This window comes from Actinoplanes sp. NPDC051851 (genome assembly GCF_040681165.1).
In the GTDB taxonomy this organism is placed as follows: Bacteria; Actinomycetota; Actinomycetes; order Mycobacteriales; family Micromonosporaceae; genus Actinoplanes.
Window position 1 is genome coordinate 42,846 of sequence record NZ_JBFAYF010000036.1, and the last position, 15,648, is coordinate 58,493.

The 15,648-nt window shown below is 70.5% G+C and carries 17 protein-coding genes and 1 pseudogene; 12 read left to right on the forward strand and 6 right to left on the reverse strand.

The window, feature by feature from the left end; all coding sequences use genetic code 11:
• Positions 1-54: 54 nt before the first annotated feature.
• Together AB0M08_RS29565 and AB0M08_RS29570 are read right to left on the reverse strand one after the other, a co-directional pair.
• Positions 55-249, reverse strand: coding sequence for a (4Fe-4S)-binding protein (locus AB0M08_RS29565; protein ID WP_364500263.1), 195 nt, complete (start codon positions 247-249; stop codon positions 55-57).
• Between the two features lie 11 nt (positions 250-260).
• On the reverse strand, positions 261-1,460 hold the full coding sequence (locus tag AB0M08_RS29570; protein WP_364500088.1) for a cytochrome P450: 1,200 nt from the start codon (positions 1,458-1,460) through the stop codon (positions 261-263).
• Positions 1,461-1,591: 131 nt separating this feature from the next.
• Between AB0M08_RS29570 and AB0M08_RS29575 the strand changes: the two genes are divergently transcribed.
• From AB0M08_RS29575 to AB0M08_RS29585, 3 genes are all read left to right on the forward strand, one after another.
• Entirely contained in the window at positions 1,592-2,290 is a 699-nt protein-coding gene (locus AB0M08_RS29575) for a TetR/AcrR family transcriptional regulator (RefSeq protein ID WP_364500090.1), read from the forward strand.
• Positions 2,291-2,795: 505 nt separating this feature from the next.
• A complete protein-coding gene (locus tag AB0M08_RS29580) occupies positions 2,796-3,728 on the forward strand; it encodes a permease (RefSeq protein ID WP_364500266.1) in 933 nt (310 codons plus the stop codon).
• Positions 3,725-4,480: a TIGR03943 family protein gene (locus AB0M08_RS29585; RefSeq protein WP_364500093.1), complete on the forward strand. Its 756-nt coding sequence runs from the start codon at positions 3,725-3,727 to the stop codon at positions 4,478-4,480. The genes AB0M08_RS29580 and AB0M08_RS29585 overlap by 4 nt, the downstream gene beginning before the upstream one ends.
• On the opposite strand, the gene AB0M08_RS29590 is transcribed toward AB0M08_RS29585, so the two are convergent.
• Positions 4,477-5,475 (reverse strand): MBL fold metallo-hydrolase, encoded by a 999-nt coding sequence (locus AB0M08_RS29590; RefSeq protein WP_364500095.1) that lies wholly within the window; start codon positions 5,473-5,475, stop codon positions 4,477-4,479. The two genes, AB0M08_RS29585 and AB0M08_RS29590, sit on opposite strands and share 4 nt — an antisense overlap.
• Before the next feature lie 122 nt (positions 5,476-5,597).
• Here AB0M08_RS29590 and AB0M08_RS29595 point away from each other — a divergent pair, with 122 nt between their 5' ends.
• Entirely contained in the window at positions 5,598-6,476 is an 879-nt protein-coding gene (locus AB0M08_RS29595; protein WP_364500098.1) for a LysR substrate-binding domain-containing protein, read from the forward strand.
• On the opposite strand, the gene AB0M08_RS29600 is transcribed toward AB0M08_RS29595, so the two are convergent.
• From AB0M08_RS29600 to AB0M08_RS29610, 3 genes are all read right to left on the reverse strand, one after another.
• Complete coding sequence (locus tag AB0M08_RS29600; RefSeq protein WP_364500101.1) at positions 6,469-7,539, reverse strand: hypothetical protein; 1,071 nt, start codon at positions 7,537-7,539, stop codon at positions 6,469-6,471. The genes AB0M08_RS29595 and AB0M08_RS29600 overlap by 8 nt on opposite strands.
• Before the next feature lie 86 nt (positions 7,540-7,625).
• Positions 7,626-8,465 (reverse strand): IclR family transcriptional regulator C-terminal domain-containing protein, encoded by an 840-nt coding sequence (locus AB0M08_RS29605; RefSeq protein WP_364500104.1) that lies wholly within the window; start codon positions 8,463-8,465, stop codon positions 7,626-7,628.
• Positions 8,458-9,891: an amidohydrolase family protein gene (locus AB0M08_RS29610; protein WP_364500107.1), complete on the reverse strand. Its 1,434-nt coding sequence runs from the start codon at positions 9,889-9,891 to the stop codon at positions 8,458-8,460. The genes AB0M08_RS29605 and AB0M08_RS29610 overlap by 8 nt, the downstream gene beginning before the upstream one ends.
• A 176-nt stretch (positions 9,892-10,067) precedes the next feature.
• On the opposite strand from AB0M08_RS29610, the gene AB0M08_RS29615 reads away from it, so the two are divergent.
• From AB0M08_RS29615 to AB0M08_RS29650, 8 genes and pseudogenes are all read left to right on the forward strand, one after another.
• Positions 10,068-11,192 (forward strand): CoA transferase, encoded by a 1,125-nt coding sequence (locus tag AB0M08_RS29615; protein WP_364500109.1) that lies wholly within the window; start codon positions 10,068-10,070, stop codon positions 11,190-11,192.
• Positions 11,177-11,941, forward strand: coding sequence for a citryl-CoA lyase (locus AB0M08_RS29620; RefSeq protein WP_364500111.1), 765 nt, complete (start codon positions 11,177-11,179; stop codon positions 11,939-11,941). The genes AB0M08_RS29615 and AB0M08_RS29620 overlap by 16 nt, the downstream gene beginning before the upstream one ends.
• A gap of 12 nt (positions 11,942-11,953) precedes the next feature.
• Positions 11,954-12,817, forward strand: coding sequence for an extradiol ring-cleavage dioxygenase (locus AB0M08_RS29625; RefSeq protein WP_364500114.1), 864 nt, complete (start codon positions 11,954-11,956; stop codon positions 12,815-12,817).
• A complete protein-coding gene (locus AB0M08_RS29630) occupies positions 12,814-13,176 on the forward strand; it encodes a hypothetical protein (RefSeq protein WP_364500116.1) in 363 nt (120 codons plus the stop codon). Before AB0M08_RS29625 ends, AB0M08_RS29630 begins: the two co-directional genes overlap by 4 nt.
• 197 nt (positions 13,177-13,373) lie before the next feature.
• Positions 13,374-13,602, forward strand: a pseudogene (locus tag AB0M08_RS29635) (S-4TM family putative pore-forming effector); the annotation flags it as partial.
• Positions 13,570-14,082, forward strand: a complete 513-nt coding sequence (locus AB0M08_RS29640) for an S-4TM family putative pore-forming effector (RefSeq protein ID WP_364500119.1) — start codon at positions 13,570-13,572, stop codon at positions 14,080-14,082. The pseudogene AB0M08_RS29635 and the gene AB0M08_RS29640, both read left to right, overlap by 33 nt.
• 94 nt (positions 14,083-14,176) lie before the next feature.
• Positions 14,177-14,377 (forward strand): hypothetical protein, encoded by a 201-nt coding sequence (locus AB0M08_RS29645; protein WP_364500122.1) that lies wholly within the window; start codon positions 14,177-14,179, stop codon positions 14,375-14,377.
• Complete coding sequence (locus AB0M08_RS29650) at positions 14,353-15,648, forward strand: HEXXH motif domain-containing protein (protein ID WP_364500125.1); 1,296 nt, start codon at positions 14,353-14,355, stop codon at positions 15,646-15,648. The genes AB0M08_RS29645 and AB0M08_RS29650 overlap by 25 nt, the downstream gene beginning before the upstream one ends.

Genomic DNA, 15,648 nt, shown 5'->3' on the forward strand with positions numbered 1-15,648 from the left:
CCAGGAAAGCGCATTCCCCTCCATCAAACCGGGGAGACCGGCCAGCGCACAAGATCAGTCCTCGGCTACCGCGAGCGCGTGGGACGGGCAGAGTCCGACCGCTTCCCGTGCCCGGTCGGCGTCCACCCCCTCGGGATGCTCGGTCAGCAGCACCACGATGCCGTCGTCGTCCTGGTCGAACACCTCGGCCGTGGTCAGCACGCACTGCCCCGACCCGACGCACACGTCGTGATCCGCGATGATCCGCACGGCGTCCCCCATCACCAGGTCACCGGCAGCTCGTAGAGCCCGTAGATCCCCGCGTCCGTCTTCAGCGCCAGTGAGTCCACCGAACCCGCGAGCCGCAGCCCGGGGATCCGCCGGAACAGCGTGTTGAAGACGATCTCCAGCTCCAGACGGGCCAGGTTCTGCCCGAGACACTGATGAGGGCCGTACCCGAAAGCGATGTGGTTGCGCGCCCCACGGGTGACGTCGAAGGTGCCCGGGTTCTCGAAGGCGGCCGGATCCCAGTCGGCCGACAGCCCGTTGACGATGAGTCCCTCCTCCGCCCGGATGGTGACGCCGGCGACGTCGACGTCCTCGGTCGCCACCCGGGCGGTCGCGGACTCGACGATGGTGAAGTAGCGCAGCAGCTCCTCGACGGCGAGCGGTGTCCGCGACGGATCCCCGGTGATCAGCGCCAGCTGGTCCGGGTGCTCCAGCAGGCCCACCACGCCCAGCGAGATCATGTTCGCGGTCGTCTCGTGCCCCGCGACCAGCAGCAGGAACGCCAGGCTGACCAGCTCACCCCGGTCGAAGGACCCGCGGGCGATCTGGCGGCTGAACAGGTCGTCGCCCGGCGACGCCATCTTGCGGCCGAGCAGTTCGTCGAGGTACCCCCGAACCTCCTCCAGGCAGCGCCGTCGCTCCTCGGGTGCCGTGGTACGCCGGATCATCGCGCTGGTCCGGCTCTGGAAGAAGTCGTGATCCGCGTACGGCACCCCGAGCAGCTCGCAGATCACCAGCGACGGCACCGGCAGCGAGAGCATCCGGACCAGGTCGACCGGGCGCTCCCCGGCGGCGAGCATCTCGTCGATGAACCCGTCGACGATCTCCTGGATCCGGGGCCGCATCGCCGCGATCCGCTTCACGCTGAACTCGCTGATCACCGCGCGCCGGGCCGCCGAGTGTTCGGCGCCGTCCATCCCGATCATCGACAGCGGCTGGTTCTGGAAGTTCTTGCGGGTCTGCTTGTCCCCGAAGAGGAGCGGGAACCCCTCGCGCCGCCGGTCGGACGAGAACCGGCCGTCGGCGAGGACGGCGCGCGCCTCCTGCCAGCGCGAGATCCACCAGACCTCGTCGCCGCCGGGCAGGCGGACCCGGCTGACGGGTCCCTGATCGCGGGTCCGCTCATACTCCGCCGGCTCGGCGAACGGGCAGGTGCGCGCGACCGGTAATTCGGTGGGAACGGTTTCTGTCATGTCGACCACTCGGCTTTCATGAAGATCCGGACGTTTTTCCTCCGCTTATCGAGCCTAGTCAACCGGATGAAATCCGTCCATACATTGATGAATTGATCATCGAGGACATGCGATACTGCAGGTCAGGACGCTTGAGAACCAGGACGGTGACCATGCAGCCCGGTCCGCTGCGTGCCGACGCCCGCCGCAACCGCGAGCAGATCATCGAGGCCGCCCGCACCCTCTTCCTGCGCCTCGGCCCCGACGTCCCGATGGAGGAGATCGCCCGCAGCGCCGGGGTCGGCGTCGGCACCCTCTACCGCCGCTTCCCCGACCGCGACGAGCTGATCAAGGCCGTCAGCCTGGACACCTTCAGCCGCCTCGCCGAGCTCGCCACCCGCGCCGAACGCGAGGAGCCCGACCCCGCCACCGCCCTGACCCGCCTGCTGCACTCGGCCCTGGAGCTCCACCTCGGCCTCGCCACCGCCTCGATGTCCGCGCCCGGCAAGCGCGCCCTGATGGACTCCCCCGAGGTCAGCGCGTACCGCACCGAGGCGATCGCGGTCGTCGGCCGCCTGGTCCGCCGCGCCCAGCAGGAGGGCACCATCCGCCCCGACATCGGCCCCGGCGACGTCGCGGTCGCCCTGGCCGTCGTCTCCCGCTTCCTCCCCCCGGCCCTCCTCCCCACCGACCTCCCCCCGACCGAGAACGATCTCGCCGACATGGCCCGCCACCGCCTCTTCACCCTGATGATCGACGGCCTCCGCACCACCCCCGGCACCCCCCTCCCCGGCCGCCCGATCGAAGACCAGGACGTGGAGACCTTGCGCCGCCAGCGCACGCCTTTCTGACTTCTCCGGTACGCCGTCCGCGCTCCCCCCGCGCTCAAAAGGCCACGCCGTCCGTGGCCCGCGAGGCCCGTGCCCACTCCAGACCGTCACGCGCCCCCTCCCCTGGCTGGCTCTCCGGGGTGTCTCGGGCCTGGCGAGGCACCCCGGAGAGCCAGCCAGAAGCCGGAGCCGCCAATCCCCTGCCCGACAGATCGGAAATGTCGCCTGACGGGGCTGTCGAGCGGCGGGAATGTTCGCCTGACGGGGCTGTCGAGCGGCGGATGGGTTCCGAGAGGTGGCGGGAGTGAACGGTGCGGCGGGAGTGGGCCGTAGAGGCGAGTAGGTTGTGACGCTGTCAGAGCGTCGCGTTCGCTCCGGTCACGGCCACGAGGAGTCAAGGGTGAGCACGTCCGAGAGCACGCACGCCGACATCGGCGAGCCGGCCCCACCCGCCGAGATCACACCGGCGGCGGCCCCCGGCGCGAAGAAGCGCACGACGAAGGCGGAACCGTGGCAGTTCGGGCCGCTGGAGGGGCTCGCCGTGCTGCTCATCCTGTTGCTGCTGCTGCGGAGCCGGCTCTCGGTCGTCGTGTCCAGTGCGGGGCTGCAGACCTGGACGACGATCTTCGTGTCCGTTCTCGTTCAGGCTATGCCGTTCCTGGTGTTCGGGGTCGCGCTCTCCGCCGTGATCGCGGTCTTCGTGCCACGGAGCTTCTGGGCGAAGGCCCTGCCCCAGCACCCCGCTCTCGCCGTACCCGCGGCGGGTGTCGCCGGGGTCATCCTGCCCGGGTGCGAGTGCGGCAGCGTGCCGATCGCCGGTTCGCTGATCCGGCGCGGTGTCACCCCGGCCGCGGCGCTCGCGTTCCTGCTCGCCGCGCCCGCGATCAACCCGATCGTGCTCACCGCCACCGTGATCGCGTTCCCCGGCCAACCGCTGATGGCCGTCGCCCGGGGCACCGCCAGCCTGGTCGTCGCGGTGCTGATGGGCTGGCTCTGGCTGCGGATCGGGCGACCGGAATGGATCAAACTGCCGCACCGGCCGGATCTCGACGACGCGTCGAAGTGGCGGGCGTTCTGGGCGGCCTGCCGGCACGACGTCATGCACGCGGGCGGCTTCCTCGTCGTCGGCGCGGCCGCGGCGGCCACCATCAACGTGGTGATCCCCGAGGCCTGGCTGCAGAGCCTGGCGAGCAATCCGGTGGTCTCGGTGATAGCGCTGGCCGTCCTCGCCGTGCTGCTCTCGATCTGCAGCGAGGCGGACGCGTTCGTCGCCGCCTCACTGTCCCAGTTCTCGCTGACGTCGCGGCTGGTCTTCCTGGTCGTCGGCCCGATGGTCGACCTGAAACTGATCTCCATGCAGGCCGGCGTGTTCGGGCGGCGGTTCGCCTTCCGGTTCGCCCCGGCCACGTTCGTCGCCGCGATCCTGATCGGCTCGCTCTTCGGAGGAGTGCTCCTGTGAACCGCCTGACCCAAGCCGTGATCATGCTGCTGCTCGGTGCCACGGTCATCAAGGCCACGGTCACCGACACCTATCTGCGGTACGTCAAGGCGGGCCTCGGCCCGTATCTCCTGGCGGCCGGCATCCTGCTGGCCGCCGCCGCGCTCGCGACCTTCTGGTACGAGATCCGCACCGCCCGGAACCGGGAGGCGGCGCAGGCCCACGACCACGACGACCACGGGCACGACCACGAGCACGACGACGGGCACGGGCACGGCCACGGCGAGACGCGGGTCGGCTGGCTGCTCCTGCTCCCCGCGCTCGCCATGCTGATGATCTCGCCGCCCGCGCTCGGGTCGTACTCGGCGAACCAGGCGGGCAGCGTCGGCCTCTCCGCGGCCTCGGACTACCCGCCCCTCCCCGACGGCGACCCGGTCGAGGTCACCCTGCTCGACTACGCGTCCCGGGCGCTCTTCGACAGCGGGAAGAGCCTGACCGGCCGCAACCTGAAGCTGACCGGTTTCATCACGCCCGGCCCGGACGGCTCGATGATGCTGGCCCGGATCGTGCTCACCTGCTGCGCCGCCGACGGCCGCCCGATCAAGGTCGGTCTCACCGGTGTCTCGATGGACGCGCCGGCCGACGCCTGGGTGCAGATCGAGGGCGTCTACAGCACCCAGGTCGGCACCGATCCGGTGAACAACGCCCAGATCGCGTACATCGAGGTCCGCGGCTGGCAGGAGATCGACGAGCCGAAGCAGCCGTACGTCTAGAGAGCGATGACCTCGAGGTCGACCGGCGCCAGGATGGTGCCGGTGTAGCCGATCGCGGCCGCCGCGGCCTTGGCCTTGGCGAGGAAGACGCTCGCGGCCTGGGGCAGCGGCGTGTAGTGGCAGAACGCCAGGCTCGCGGCCCCGGCGGACTTCGCGACGCCGGGCAGGTCGACCACGTTGGAGTGCGAGACCAGCATGTGCTCCTTCATCGCCGCCCGCTGCGCCTCCGGGACGTACTGCAAGAGCACCGGAAGCAGGTCGTTGTCCTGGGCCTCGTGGATCAGCAGGTCGCAGCCCCGGGCCAGGGTGATCAGGTTGGCGTTCGGCGCGGCCGTGTCGCCGGAGAAGACCACCTTCTTGCCGGAGCTCTTGATGGTGAACCGGTACGCGTACGGGTCGCGCACCTCCGGCCCGTGCGAGACGCGGGTGGCGTGCACGATGACGTTGTCGTCCTCCATCACCGTCGTGAGCGGGTGGCGCCGGGGCAGCTCGACGTCGTGTCCGCGAACCGTCTCGAACGTCCCGAACCCGCCGCCGGACTCGAAGAGGTCGATGTCCTGCCCGAACGCGGCCCGCACCCCGGAGACCAGCCGGCGCGCACCGGGCGGCCCCCAGACGCCGACCTTCGACGGCAGCGGGTTCGGGTCGGTCCATCCGTGCAGCAGCAGACCGGGCAGGCCGGACGTGTGGTCGAAGTGGTGGTGGGTGATGAACACGTGGTCGACGGCGGTGAACCCGAGTCCGCTCTTGACCAGTTGGTTCGGGGTGTCGTACCCGCAGTCGATCAGGTAGACGCGCTCGTTGACGACCAGCGCGATCGCCGGTTTGGCCTGCCCGCTGTTCAGCTTGGGCCCGCCGTTGACGCCGAGCATGACGACGCGGTCGCCGGAGGAGGAAGCCGTGGAGGCCGCCAGGGCGGCGCTGCCGGGTAGCACGGCGCAGGAGGCTCCGATGCTCAGGGCGCCGAGCAGCGCCGTCCGCCGGGTCGTGGTCATCGTGTGATGCAGGTCTCCGCACATGCCCGACAGTCTCGGGCCGGGAAAAGCCACCCGGCCAGCGGGAATGAGCGCACGAGCGTTCGGTCGCACCGAACGCTCGTTGTTACGATCACGACGAAATGGATCTCACCGTGCAACACCTGCGCTGCTTCGTCGCGGTCGCCGAGGAGCTCAACTTCACCCGCGCGGCCCGGCGCCTGCACCTGAGCCCGTCCACCGTCAGCGAACAGATCACCCTGCTCGAACGCCGTCTCGGCCGCCCGCTCTTCGTCCGCACGCCGCGCACCGTCCAGCCGACCGCGGCGGCCGGCGAGCTACTCCCGCTCGCCCACCGGGCGGTGACCGCGATGGATCAGGTCGTCACCTGGGCCACCGGGCCGGACACCGCCTCGACCGTGGTGGTCGGCGTGATGGCGTCCAGCGAGCAGTTCCGCGCCCTGCTCGCCGGGGCCCGGTCCACCGCGCCGGGCGTCGACTGGCGGATCCGGCAGCTCGGCTTCGAACCGCCCTACGACGCCCTGCTGCGCCGGGACCTGGACGCCGCGGTGCTCGCCGAGATCGGCCCGGCCCGGCGGATCGCCGGGATCGTCGCGCACGACCTCTGGCAGGAGCGCCTGGTGGTGGTCGCCCACGAGAACCACCCGCTGGTCGAGCGCCGCCGTCTGCGCCTCGGCGACCTGGCCGCCGAGAGCCTGATCTGCGGACCGCACGGCCTGGAGAACGAGCAGTGGTTCGCGGCCATCCTCGCGCTGATCCCGGGCACCCCGAAGGTCCTGGCCACCGCCACCAACCTGGAGGAACTGGTCGAGATGTGCGCGGCCGGGATCGGCATCGCCGTCTCCCCCGCCTCGGTGATCCAGATGTTCCCGCGTCCGGGCCTCGCCTTCGTCCCGCTGCACGAGGCCCCGCCCGCGACGCTGCGCCTGCACGTCCGCCGCGACGACCCGGCACGCACGGTAGCCGTCCTGGTGGACCGGGCCCGGGAGCTGTTCAGTTGACCGTACGGAGATCCAGGCTGTTGCGGATGTACGACGACTGGTCGCCGGTCGACCACCAGAGCACGCCGCCGCGGTAGGTGATGTTGCCGGCGTCCTGGCTGACCAGCACGGTCTTGCGATCGCTGAGGTCGTAGATCAGCAGCTCCGCGTTGCCGCTCAGCTCCGCCTGCGTGCCGACCTGCGCGATGATCTCGAACCGGTCCAGCACCGCGACGTCGGTGATCCCCGTGGTCACGTCACCCTCCGCGACCTTACGGCGGGCCGAGCCGTCCGGCTGGGACAGCTCCATCTTCGCGTAGCCGTCCTGGTTGATCGAGACCAGCTGGCACCAGGCCGAGCTGCACGCGGTCACCGTACGCTTCCCGGTCGGCACCGCGATGTCCTGCCCGGTGGTCAGGTTACGCAGCGAAGTGGTCCCGGACGCGGCGATCTGCCCGTCCACCGCCCACGGCCAGGTGGTCATCCGCCAGTCACCCTTGGCGGTGGTCGACGAGACCTTACCGCCGGTGAGCTTGATCGAGCGGAACTCGGTGCTCTGCCCGCTGCCCGCCGCCACCCAGTGCACGCTGCCGCCGTCGATCACCAGGTCGTCGGTGGAGTCGTAGAACCGCACGTCCCCGACGTCCGCGGTCACCATCCGTGCCGGGGCCTCATCGGTCAGCGAGGCGGTCCAGAGTTGCGCCTTCCCCTTCACGCTCTCCACCCAGACGAGTGTGTCGCCCGAGCTGGTCAGCGCCGCGAACGGCGCGTGCCCGGCCTCCGGGACCGTGCGCAGCACGCGTACGTCACCACCGGACCGCCGGATCACCAGCCGCAGCGTGCCGTCGGTCCGCGCCGTCCCGGCCGAGGTCTTCGCGTCCAGAAACAGGCCGGGCGTGTATTCGCTACCGTCCGTCAGCTTGGCCGGCAGACTGCCACGCTCCGCCTCCGGCCAGGCGACCGCGAGCGGTGTCGGCTGCGTCGACTCCGACTGCGCCGGCTTCCCGAAGAGCAGCCCGGCCCCGGCCACGAGCGCCACCCCGAGCACCGTGAGCGTGCGATACAGGGGAACCCGCTCAGACATCCGACGATGCTAACCCCGCCTGCCGCACGCCAGGCGTTCAGGTCACTCTTGCTTCGGAGGTACGCGCCACGGCGTACCCGAAACGCTCAAAAGGCAGGCGGGAGCGCGGCAGGGACCTCGCCGCGGACGGTGGCCGCGGGGATCGACGCCGTGAGGGTCCAGTCGTGGCCGATGTCCGCGGCGGTGCGCAGCAGCTTCGGCAGGTGCTCCTCGATCAGCGTGTCGACCGAGGTCTCGGCCGCGTGCACGGTCACGTTGATCGCCGCGACCACCCGGCCCTCGCCGTCGCGGACCCCGGTGGCGACCGAGCGGATGCCGGGCGCGAGATCCTGGTCGGCGAGCGCCCAGCCCTTGGCCCGGACCTCGCGCAACGACGCCGAGAGCTCCGCGGGCGTGGGCTGCCAGCGCGCGGTGATCCCGGAGCGTGACGCCTCGGCCAGCACGCTCGGTACCGAGGCGGGCGGCAGCGCGGCGAGCAGCACCTTCCCCATCGACGTGGCGGCGGCCGGGAAGCGGGTGCCGATCGAGACGGCGAGCGTGACGATCTTCGGAACGGCGACCCGGGCGACGTAGACGATGTCGCCGCCGTCCAGCTGGGCCATCGACGTCGACTCGTTGGTCGCCGCGACCAGCTTCTCCATGTGCGGGCGGGCCACCTCCCACATGTTCAGCGAGTGCACGTACGCCATCCCGAGGTCGAGGACCCGCGGGGTGAGCGCGTACCCCCGGCCCGCGCCGCGCACGTACCCGAGCGTCTCCAGGGTGATCAGAATCCGCCGCACGGTGGGTCGCGCCAGGCCGGTCTGCCCGGCGATCTCACTGAGCGTCATCGACGGCTCCCCCGGTCGGAAGGAGCGCAGGACGTCGAGGCCACGCGCGAGGGCCTCGATGAAGTCGGGCCCCGCGCCCCTTCCGGTGTCAGTCACCCGGCTCATGCTTCCACTGCGCGGTTCCGGCGTCCCACTGGGTGTACTGATAGGGATTGTCGAAGAGCTCGGCCTCGGGGACATCGGGATTCATCCCCCGCGCCCAGGCCTCCTCCCCCATCGTCTCCCGCAGGTACGACACGGTCGCCTCGACCTTGGCCCGGGCCGCCGCGAGGTCCACGCCGACCAGCTTCCCGTCCCGCTTGACGACCTTCCCGCCGACCAGCACGGTGTGCACGTCGCCGCGCTGGGCCTGGAAGGCGACGTGGCCGTACGGGTTGAGGACCGGGAACATCACCGGCGACGCGTCGTTCTTGATCAGCACGATGTCCGCCTGGCGGCCCGGGGTGAGCGCGCCGACGGCTGAGTCCATCCCGAGCGCGCGGGCGCCGCCGCGGGTGGCCCAGTCGACGACGTGCTCGGCGCGCAGGTGGTGGTTGGTGATCGTCCTCTGCTCGGCGTGCGCCTCCAGGTGCTCGCGGGACCGGTCGGCGCTGAGCGTGGTGCGCATCGCGGAGAAGAGGTCGCCGCTCCACCAGACGCTGGTGTCCATCGAGAGCGAGACCGGGATGCCGTACTTCCGCAGCTGCCAGGTGGGCGGGTAGCCCTGGCCGGCGCTCTGCTCGCTCTCGGTCGAGACGGAGACCGAGCCGCCGGTCGCCGCGATCCGGTGGTACGAGTCGGCCCCGAGCGTGGTCGCGTGCACGTAGACGGTCCCGGGGGTCATGAACCCGTTCTCGTACATCAGCCGGATGCCGTCGTCGTTGGTGGCGCCCCAGACCCCGGCGTGCGTGGTCACGGGGACGCCCAGCTCACGGGCGGTCTCGAAGGCGGCCTTCTCGGGGAACGCCGGGTCGCCGGTGACGTCGAAGGCGAGCTGGAACCCGGCCAGCTTCCCGCCGTCGATCCGCCGCCGGAAGAAGTCCCGGAAGCCATCCGAGGTGGACCACTCCCACGGCCCCTGCTGGATGTTGCCGTACCCGAGGACGAACCGGCCCGGCACGGCAACGAGTGCGTCGACCGCGGCGTCGGCGTGCTGCGGGGTCTGCAGCCCATGCGACCAGTCGACGGTGGTGGTGACCCCGGCGTCCAGGGCCTCGATCGCGGAGAGCAGGTTGCCGGCGTAGACGTCCTCGGGCCGGAAGAGCTTGCCCGATTCCAGGTAATACCAGACGAAATACTGGGTCAGGGTCCAGTCGGCGCCGTAGCCGCGCATCGCGGTCTGCCACATGTGCCGATGCGTGTCGATCATGCCGGGCATCACGATGCCGCCGGTCGCGTCGATCTCCTCGGCGCCCTCCGGGGCGCTCAGGCCGTACCCGATCTCGGCGATCTTCCCGTCGACCACGAGAACGTCGGCGCCGGGCAGGACCGTACGGGTGTCGTCCATGGTGAGCACCAGGCCGTTGCGGAAGATTGCGCTCATCGTCACCTTCTTTCGGACTACTGTCCGCTGTGCGGGCAGCGCGGTTCGCTCAGCGTGGCCCCGGTCACCTTTGATGTCAAGGGCATGTTTCGGCGACATCAACCGGGCGTTGACAGGGCAGGTCGGAGCGAGGAATCTGTTCTGGCGGACAGGTGTCCGCAGAACGGGCGGTAGATATGACTGGGCCTCTCGCGGGGCTGCTCGTCGCCGACTTCTCCCGGATCCTCGCCGGGCCGTACGCGACGATGCTCCTGGCCGATCTGGGCGCGCAGGTGATTAAGGTGGAGGGTCCCGGCGGCGACGACACCCGGACCTGGATGCCACCGGTGCGCGACGGCGTCTCGACGTACTATCTCGGCGTCAACCGGAACAAGCGCTCGATCGCGCTCGACCTCAAGGACCCGGACGACCTGGCCGCCGCACGTGAGCTGGCCCGGCGCGCGGACGTGCTGATCGAGAACTTCCGGCCCGGCGGGCTGACCCGTTTCGGACTCGACTACGACTCGGTTGCCGCGCTTAACCCGCGCCTGGTTTACGCCAGCATCAGCGGCTTCGGCTCCGGGGCGGGTGCCTCGATGCCCGGGTACGACCTGATGGTGCAGGCGATCTCCGGGCTGATGAGCCTCACCGGTGATCCGGACGGGTCGCCGTACCGCGCCGGGATCTCGGTCTTCGACGTGATGGCCGGCATGCACGCGAGCATCGGCATCCTGGCCGCCCTGCACCACCGGACCACCGGCGGGCGCGGGCAGCACGTCGAGGTCAACCTGCTCAGCTCGGCGCTCTCCGGGCTGGTCAACCACTCCAGCGGCTACGTCGCCGGGGACACGATCCCGTACCGGATGGGCAATGCGCACCCGAGCCTCTTCCCGTACGAGCCGCTGCCCACCGCCGACGGCGAGCTGATCGTGATCGCCGGCAACGACGGCCAGTTCGCCAAGCTCTGCGCCGTCCTGGGCCTACCGGGGCTGGTCGCCGACCCCCGCTTCGGGCGTAATCAGGATCGGACAGCCAACCGGGAGCAGCTGCGACCGATCCTGGTCGAGCGGCTCGCCACCCGCACCAAGGACGAGTGGTTCCGCGACCTGATCGCCGCCGGCGTGCCCTGCGCACCGATCAACACCGTCAACGGCGGTTTCGCGTACGCCGCAGAGCTGGGTCTGGAGCCGGTGATCGACGCGGGCGGCATTCCGTCGACCCGGAACCCGATCACGTTCTCGGCCACGCCGCCGAGCTACGAACTGCCGCCGCCCGGACTGAACGAACACGGTGAGGAGATCCGTGCATGGCTACTGAGCTGAATGCAGACCCGGGACTGAGATTCCCGACCGGCCTCGGCACCTCCGACCGGGACTCGATCTCTCTGCTCGGGCAGGATCTCGCGGCCGACCTGATGGGGAAGGTCGGTTTCGGGGAGCTCGCGTTCTGGCTGGTCGCGGGACGCCGTCCGACGAAGGGCGAGGTACGCGTCTTCGAAGCCGTACTGGTCGCCCTCGCCGATCACGGGTTCACCCCGACGGCGATCGCGGCGCGGCTGACCTATCTGTCGGCGCCCGATTCGTTGCAGGGCGCGATGGCGGCGGGCCTTCTCGGCGGCGGTTCCCGCTTTCTCGGAGTCACCGAGGACACCGGTGTATTCCTCGCCGCCGCGCTCTCGTCCTCCACTTCTCCCGACGTCGGCCAACTCGCTCGTCACGTGATCGCGTCCACGCCCGGGCGCATTCCGGGGCTCGGGCATCCGGTCCACAAAGTGCAGGACCCGAGGACGCCGGTCCTCATCGGGATCGCCAAGGAGGAAGGGCTCTACGGACCCCACCTCGAACTCCTTGAGGCGATTGCCGCCGTACACGAGAAGAAGTTGCCGTTGAACGGTGCCGGGGTGTGCGGTGCGGCCCTCGCCGACCTCGGTCTGCCGGTGGAGATGCTGCGCGGATTCGCTCTGCTGGCGCGCGCCGCCGGACTGCTGGGGCAGATCGCCGAGGAACGGCGGCGCCCGATCGCCAACCAGATCTACATGACCGTCGACCGGAACGCCGTCTACGAGGCTTAGAGAGGATTCGTCATGGCCAGCATCGTCGCGGTCATCGCCTCGACACACCATCCCTTCTACTACCGGGCCAGCACCGCGACGGGTGCGGACCGGCCCCCTTTCGCGGACGAGTGGACCCGGAAGATCCTCGCTTTCCGGGAGACGCTGACCCGCGCCAATCCGGACGTCCTGGTGATGGTCGGCTCCGATCACTTCCACCAGCTGTGGCTGGACAACATGCCGCAGTTCCTGGTCGGCAAGGCACCGGTCTACGACGCGAACTGGTACAACGAGGAGCGCGAGTTCGGCCTGCCCCGGATGCTCCTGAAGGGCCAGGAGGACCTCTCCGGGCACATCCTGCGCTCCGGCCTGGACGCCGGCTTCGACCTGGCGTTCAGCAACGAACTGCGCATCGACCACAGCGTGACCTGCCCGATCATCACGCTGCGCCCGGAGGCCGACCTGCCGATCGTGCCGATCTACACGAACATCTTCGCGCCGCCGCTGCCGCGCCCACAGCGGTTCGTGCAGCTCGGTGAGGCCCTGCGGACGATCATCGAGCAGTGGCCGTCACACCTGCGCGTCGCGGTGATCGGGACCGGTCACCTCTCGCTGGAGCTGGGCGGCCCGCGGCAATTCGGCCCGCACGGCCCCGACCCGGCTTTCGACGCGAAGGCCGTCGAATGGATCGCGAACGGCGACCTGGACGGCTGCCTGCGCGAGGTGACCCTGGACAGCCTGCACGACCCGGGGAACGCCACACACGGATTCATGGACTTCATGCTGATGATGGGTGTCGCCGGGGCCGGGGTGAAGGCCGATTACGTCGACACGCTCGACCTGTTCCACACCATGGAGGCCTACTTCACCTGGTACCCGAACGGTGGTGTCGCATGAGCAGGTACCTGCTGAACAAGTTCCTCTTCACCGTCGACCGCGATCCCGACCTGGTCGAGCGATACCGTTCCGCTCCCGCCGACCTGGTCCCGTGGTGGGAGTCGACCATCGCGAACTCCCTCCTGAACTGCCACACCGGCGAGGCGAGCACGTGGCTGGCCTTCACCGACGAGGAACGGACCGCGCTGATCACCCACGACCACGTGAAACTGTTCGAGCTGGGCGCCCACCCGTTCCTGACATTGACGCTGTTCATCGCCATGTTCGAGCGCGACAACACCACCGAGCTGGAATACCAGAAGGCGTACGGGGCGGCCCTCGCCCACGTCACCCGCCCCTATCCCGACATCACGACATGATCCGCGCGGCCGTCCTCACCGTCTGAGGCCGCCCACCGGCCCTGTCCCACCGGCCCTGTCCCACCGCCCGGCCGCCGCCCTGCGCATCCTGCGCCCGGGCGGCCGCCTGGACAAACCCCGGCCGCACCGGCCTGACCTGGTGACCTTCCGCCCTCCCGTGAGACCGTGACAAGGGTCGAGCCACGGAAGGGATGTGGATGCCCGCGCCTCAGTCCCCGATAGCCGATCGGCAGAACACTCCCGAGATCCTCACCCTGGCACGCGCCATGAGCGCCGCCCACGCCCGTGCCCAGCGCCTCGAGGGCACCAGGATCGTCATGTCGATCCTGGTCGCCCTGACCTCGATCGGCGCCGCGCTGCTCCCCGCGCTGGCCACGCCGGTGGCCGCTCTGGGTGCGGGCTGGGCACTGGCGCAGGGCCTCGGCTTCACCGTGTGGATCCTGGGGCGCCCGGATACGCCGTCGTTTCGCCGGTACCGTGCTGGCGGTCCTGATCGGCTGGCCGCTCGCCGGCGTGCTGCTCGGCGTCCTGCTGCAGATGCCGCTCGGCCGCCTGCTGGTGATCTGGTTCGTCCCGGCCCTGGGCATGCTGCTGACCGCTTCCGACCTGTACCGCCGCCAGGCCGAGACCGCGGCCACCCGCTCCCGGGTACTCGCCCTGGTCGCCGGCCGCTTCCCGGGCCGCCCGCACCGGCCCGTCCCACCCGGTGACCCCGCCGTGCTGGCCCGCCAGGTGCAGGATGTCCTTCTTGCCACGCGGCGCACCCAGGCCCGCGTCCCGGACTGGTTCTTCCTGCACTTCCGCCCCCGCGACCGCGTCGACTTCCAGCGCGAGGTGACGGATCTGGCCGGGTCCGCCGATCCCGTCCCACCACCGTCCACCCCACCCGGGCAACCGTCGCCATAGACGTACCGCGATGGTTACAGTACGGAGAGCCAGGCCTGCCGAGGATGCCCCAGCATGGGCCCCGCAGGCCGGTGCGAACCGCAAGGAGGGTTCCGTGCGTCAATCCTCTCCCGGAGAGCCGCGTCCCGAACTCGAGACGTCGGAGTCGGCCGCGGCCGACGTCAGTGGGCGAACCCTGCTCGAACTCCTCCACGACCCGGACTCCGAGGTGGCCGCCTCGGTCCAGCGGCTACTCGCGGAACGGGAGCACCGGCACGACGTGGTCGCCGGTTGGAACAGTCTCCCTCCCCGGTGACGGCCCTCGCCGAACGGCACCGGCTGTCGTCCGCCCAGCTCACCTCGATCGCCTGGGGGATGCCCGGCCCTCAGGTCATCGACGCCCTCTACGCCGCTGACACCAGTCGACTGCGGTTGCTCGCCGCGCACGTCCTGAGGCAGAACGGCGCGGCGGCCGGACCCGGCGCGGACGCTCTCGCGGTGCTGGATGCGGCGCAGCGCCGCGATCCCATCGCGACCGCGGCGGTGCTCCGGTCCGGGTGGCTCGGTGCCTGGACCGCCCGGATGCTCGACCATGCTCCTGCCGATACGGCGCATCATCGCCTCGGCGTCCTGGCCACGGCGGCCGCCCGGCACACGGGGATCCGCACCGAGCTACGCCTGCCCGTTCTCGGTGGGAGCCTGCACTTCCCGACCCTGGGCACCGTCTCCGTTCCCGGTGCCGAGACCGGATCCGTCGCGGTCGTCCGTGTCGACAGCGGCCTGCACATCGACGTCGCCGGCACGACGGTCGACGAGGCGGGATCCCGGTGGGATCCGGTCCGAGCCCTGACCGCGCAGGGCATCCGGCTACTGGTCGACGACCGGGATCCCTGCCGGGACAGCTTCGATGTGCCGCCGTGCGGACCACTCCCGGACGCCGAGTTCGCGCGCTGGCAGACGGCCTTCCGGGAGGCGTGGTCCCTACTGCGCCGTCACGTCCCGGCCATGGCCGCTCAGGTGGGCGGCGGCCTCCGCGTCCTCGTCCCGCTCGGCCCGCCATCGACAGCCGGTGGGCGGAGCGTCAGCTGCGTCGACGCCCTCGGCACGCTCGCGGCCACCACTCCGGAGGACGGCATCAGTCTCGCCCTCACGTTGGTGCACGAGTGGTCCCATTCTCTGCTCAACGGCCTGCTCGAGTTCACCGTGCTGTCTGAGCCGGGCTCACCCGCAACCTACTTCGCGCCGTGGCGGCCGGACCCGAGACCCCTGCTGGGCGTACTGCACGGGACGTTCGCGTTCCTCGCGGTCACCGAGACCCTGCGGTCGTTCCTCGCCGCGGACATCGGCGGCGAGCCGGCGGGGCACGAGTTCGCCCTACGGCGAGCCCAGCTCGCCGAGGTCCTCGAAACGCTTGCGGACGTGCCCGGGCTGACACCACAGGGACAGCGTTTCGTGGCGGTGCTGCGCCACCGCTCCGCAGACCTTGCCGGCGTCGCGGTACGCCCCGAGTACGACGCCACGGCTACCGCGCGGATCGCGGTGTCACGCGCCGCCTGGGCTCGCCGTCGAGAGGGCGAGCCCAGTTGA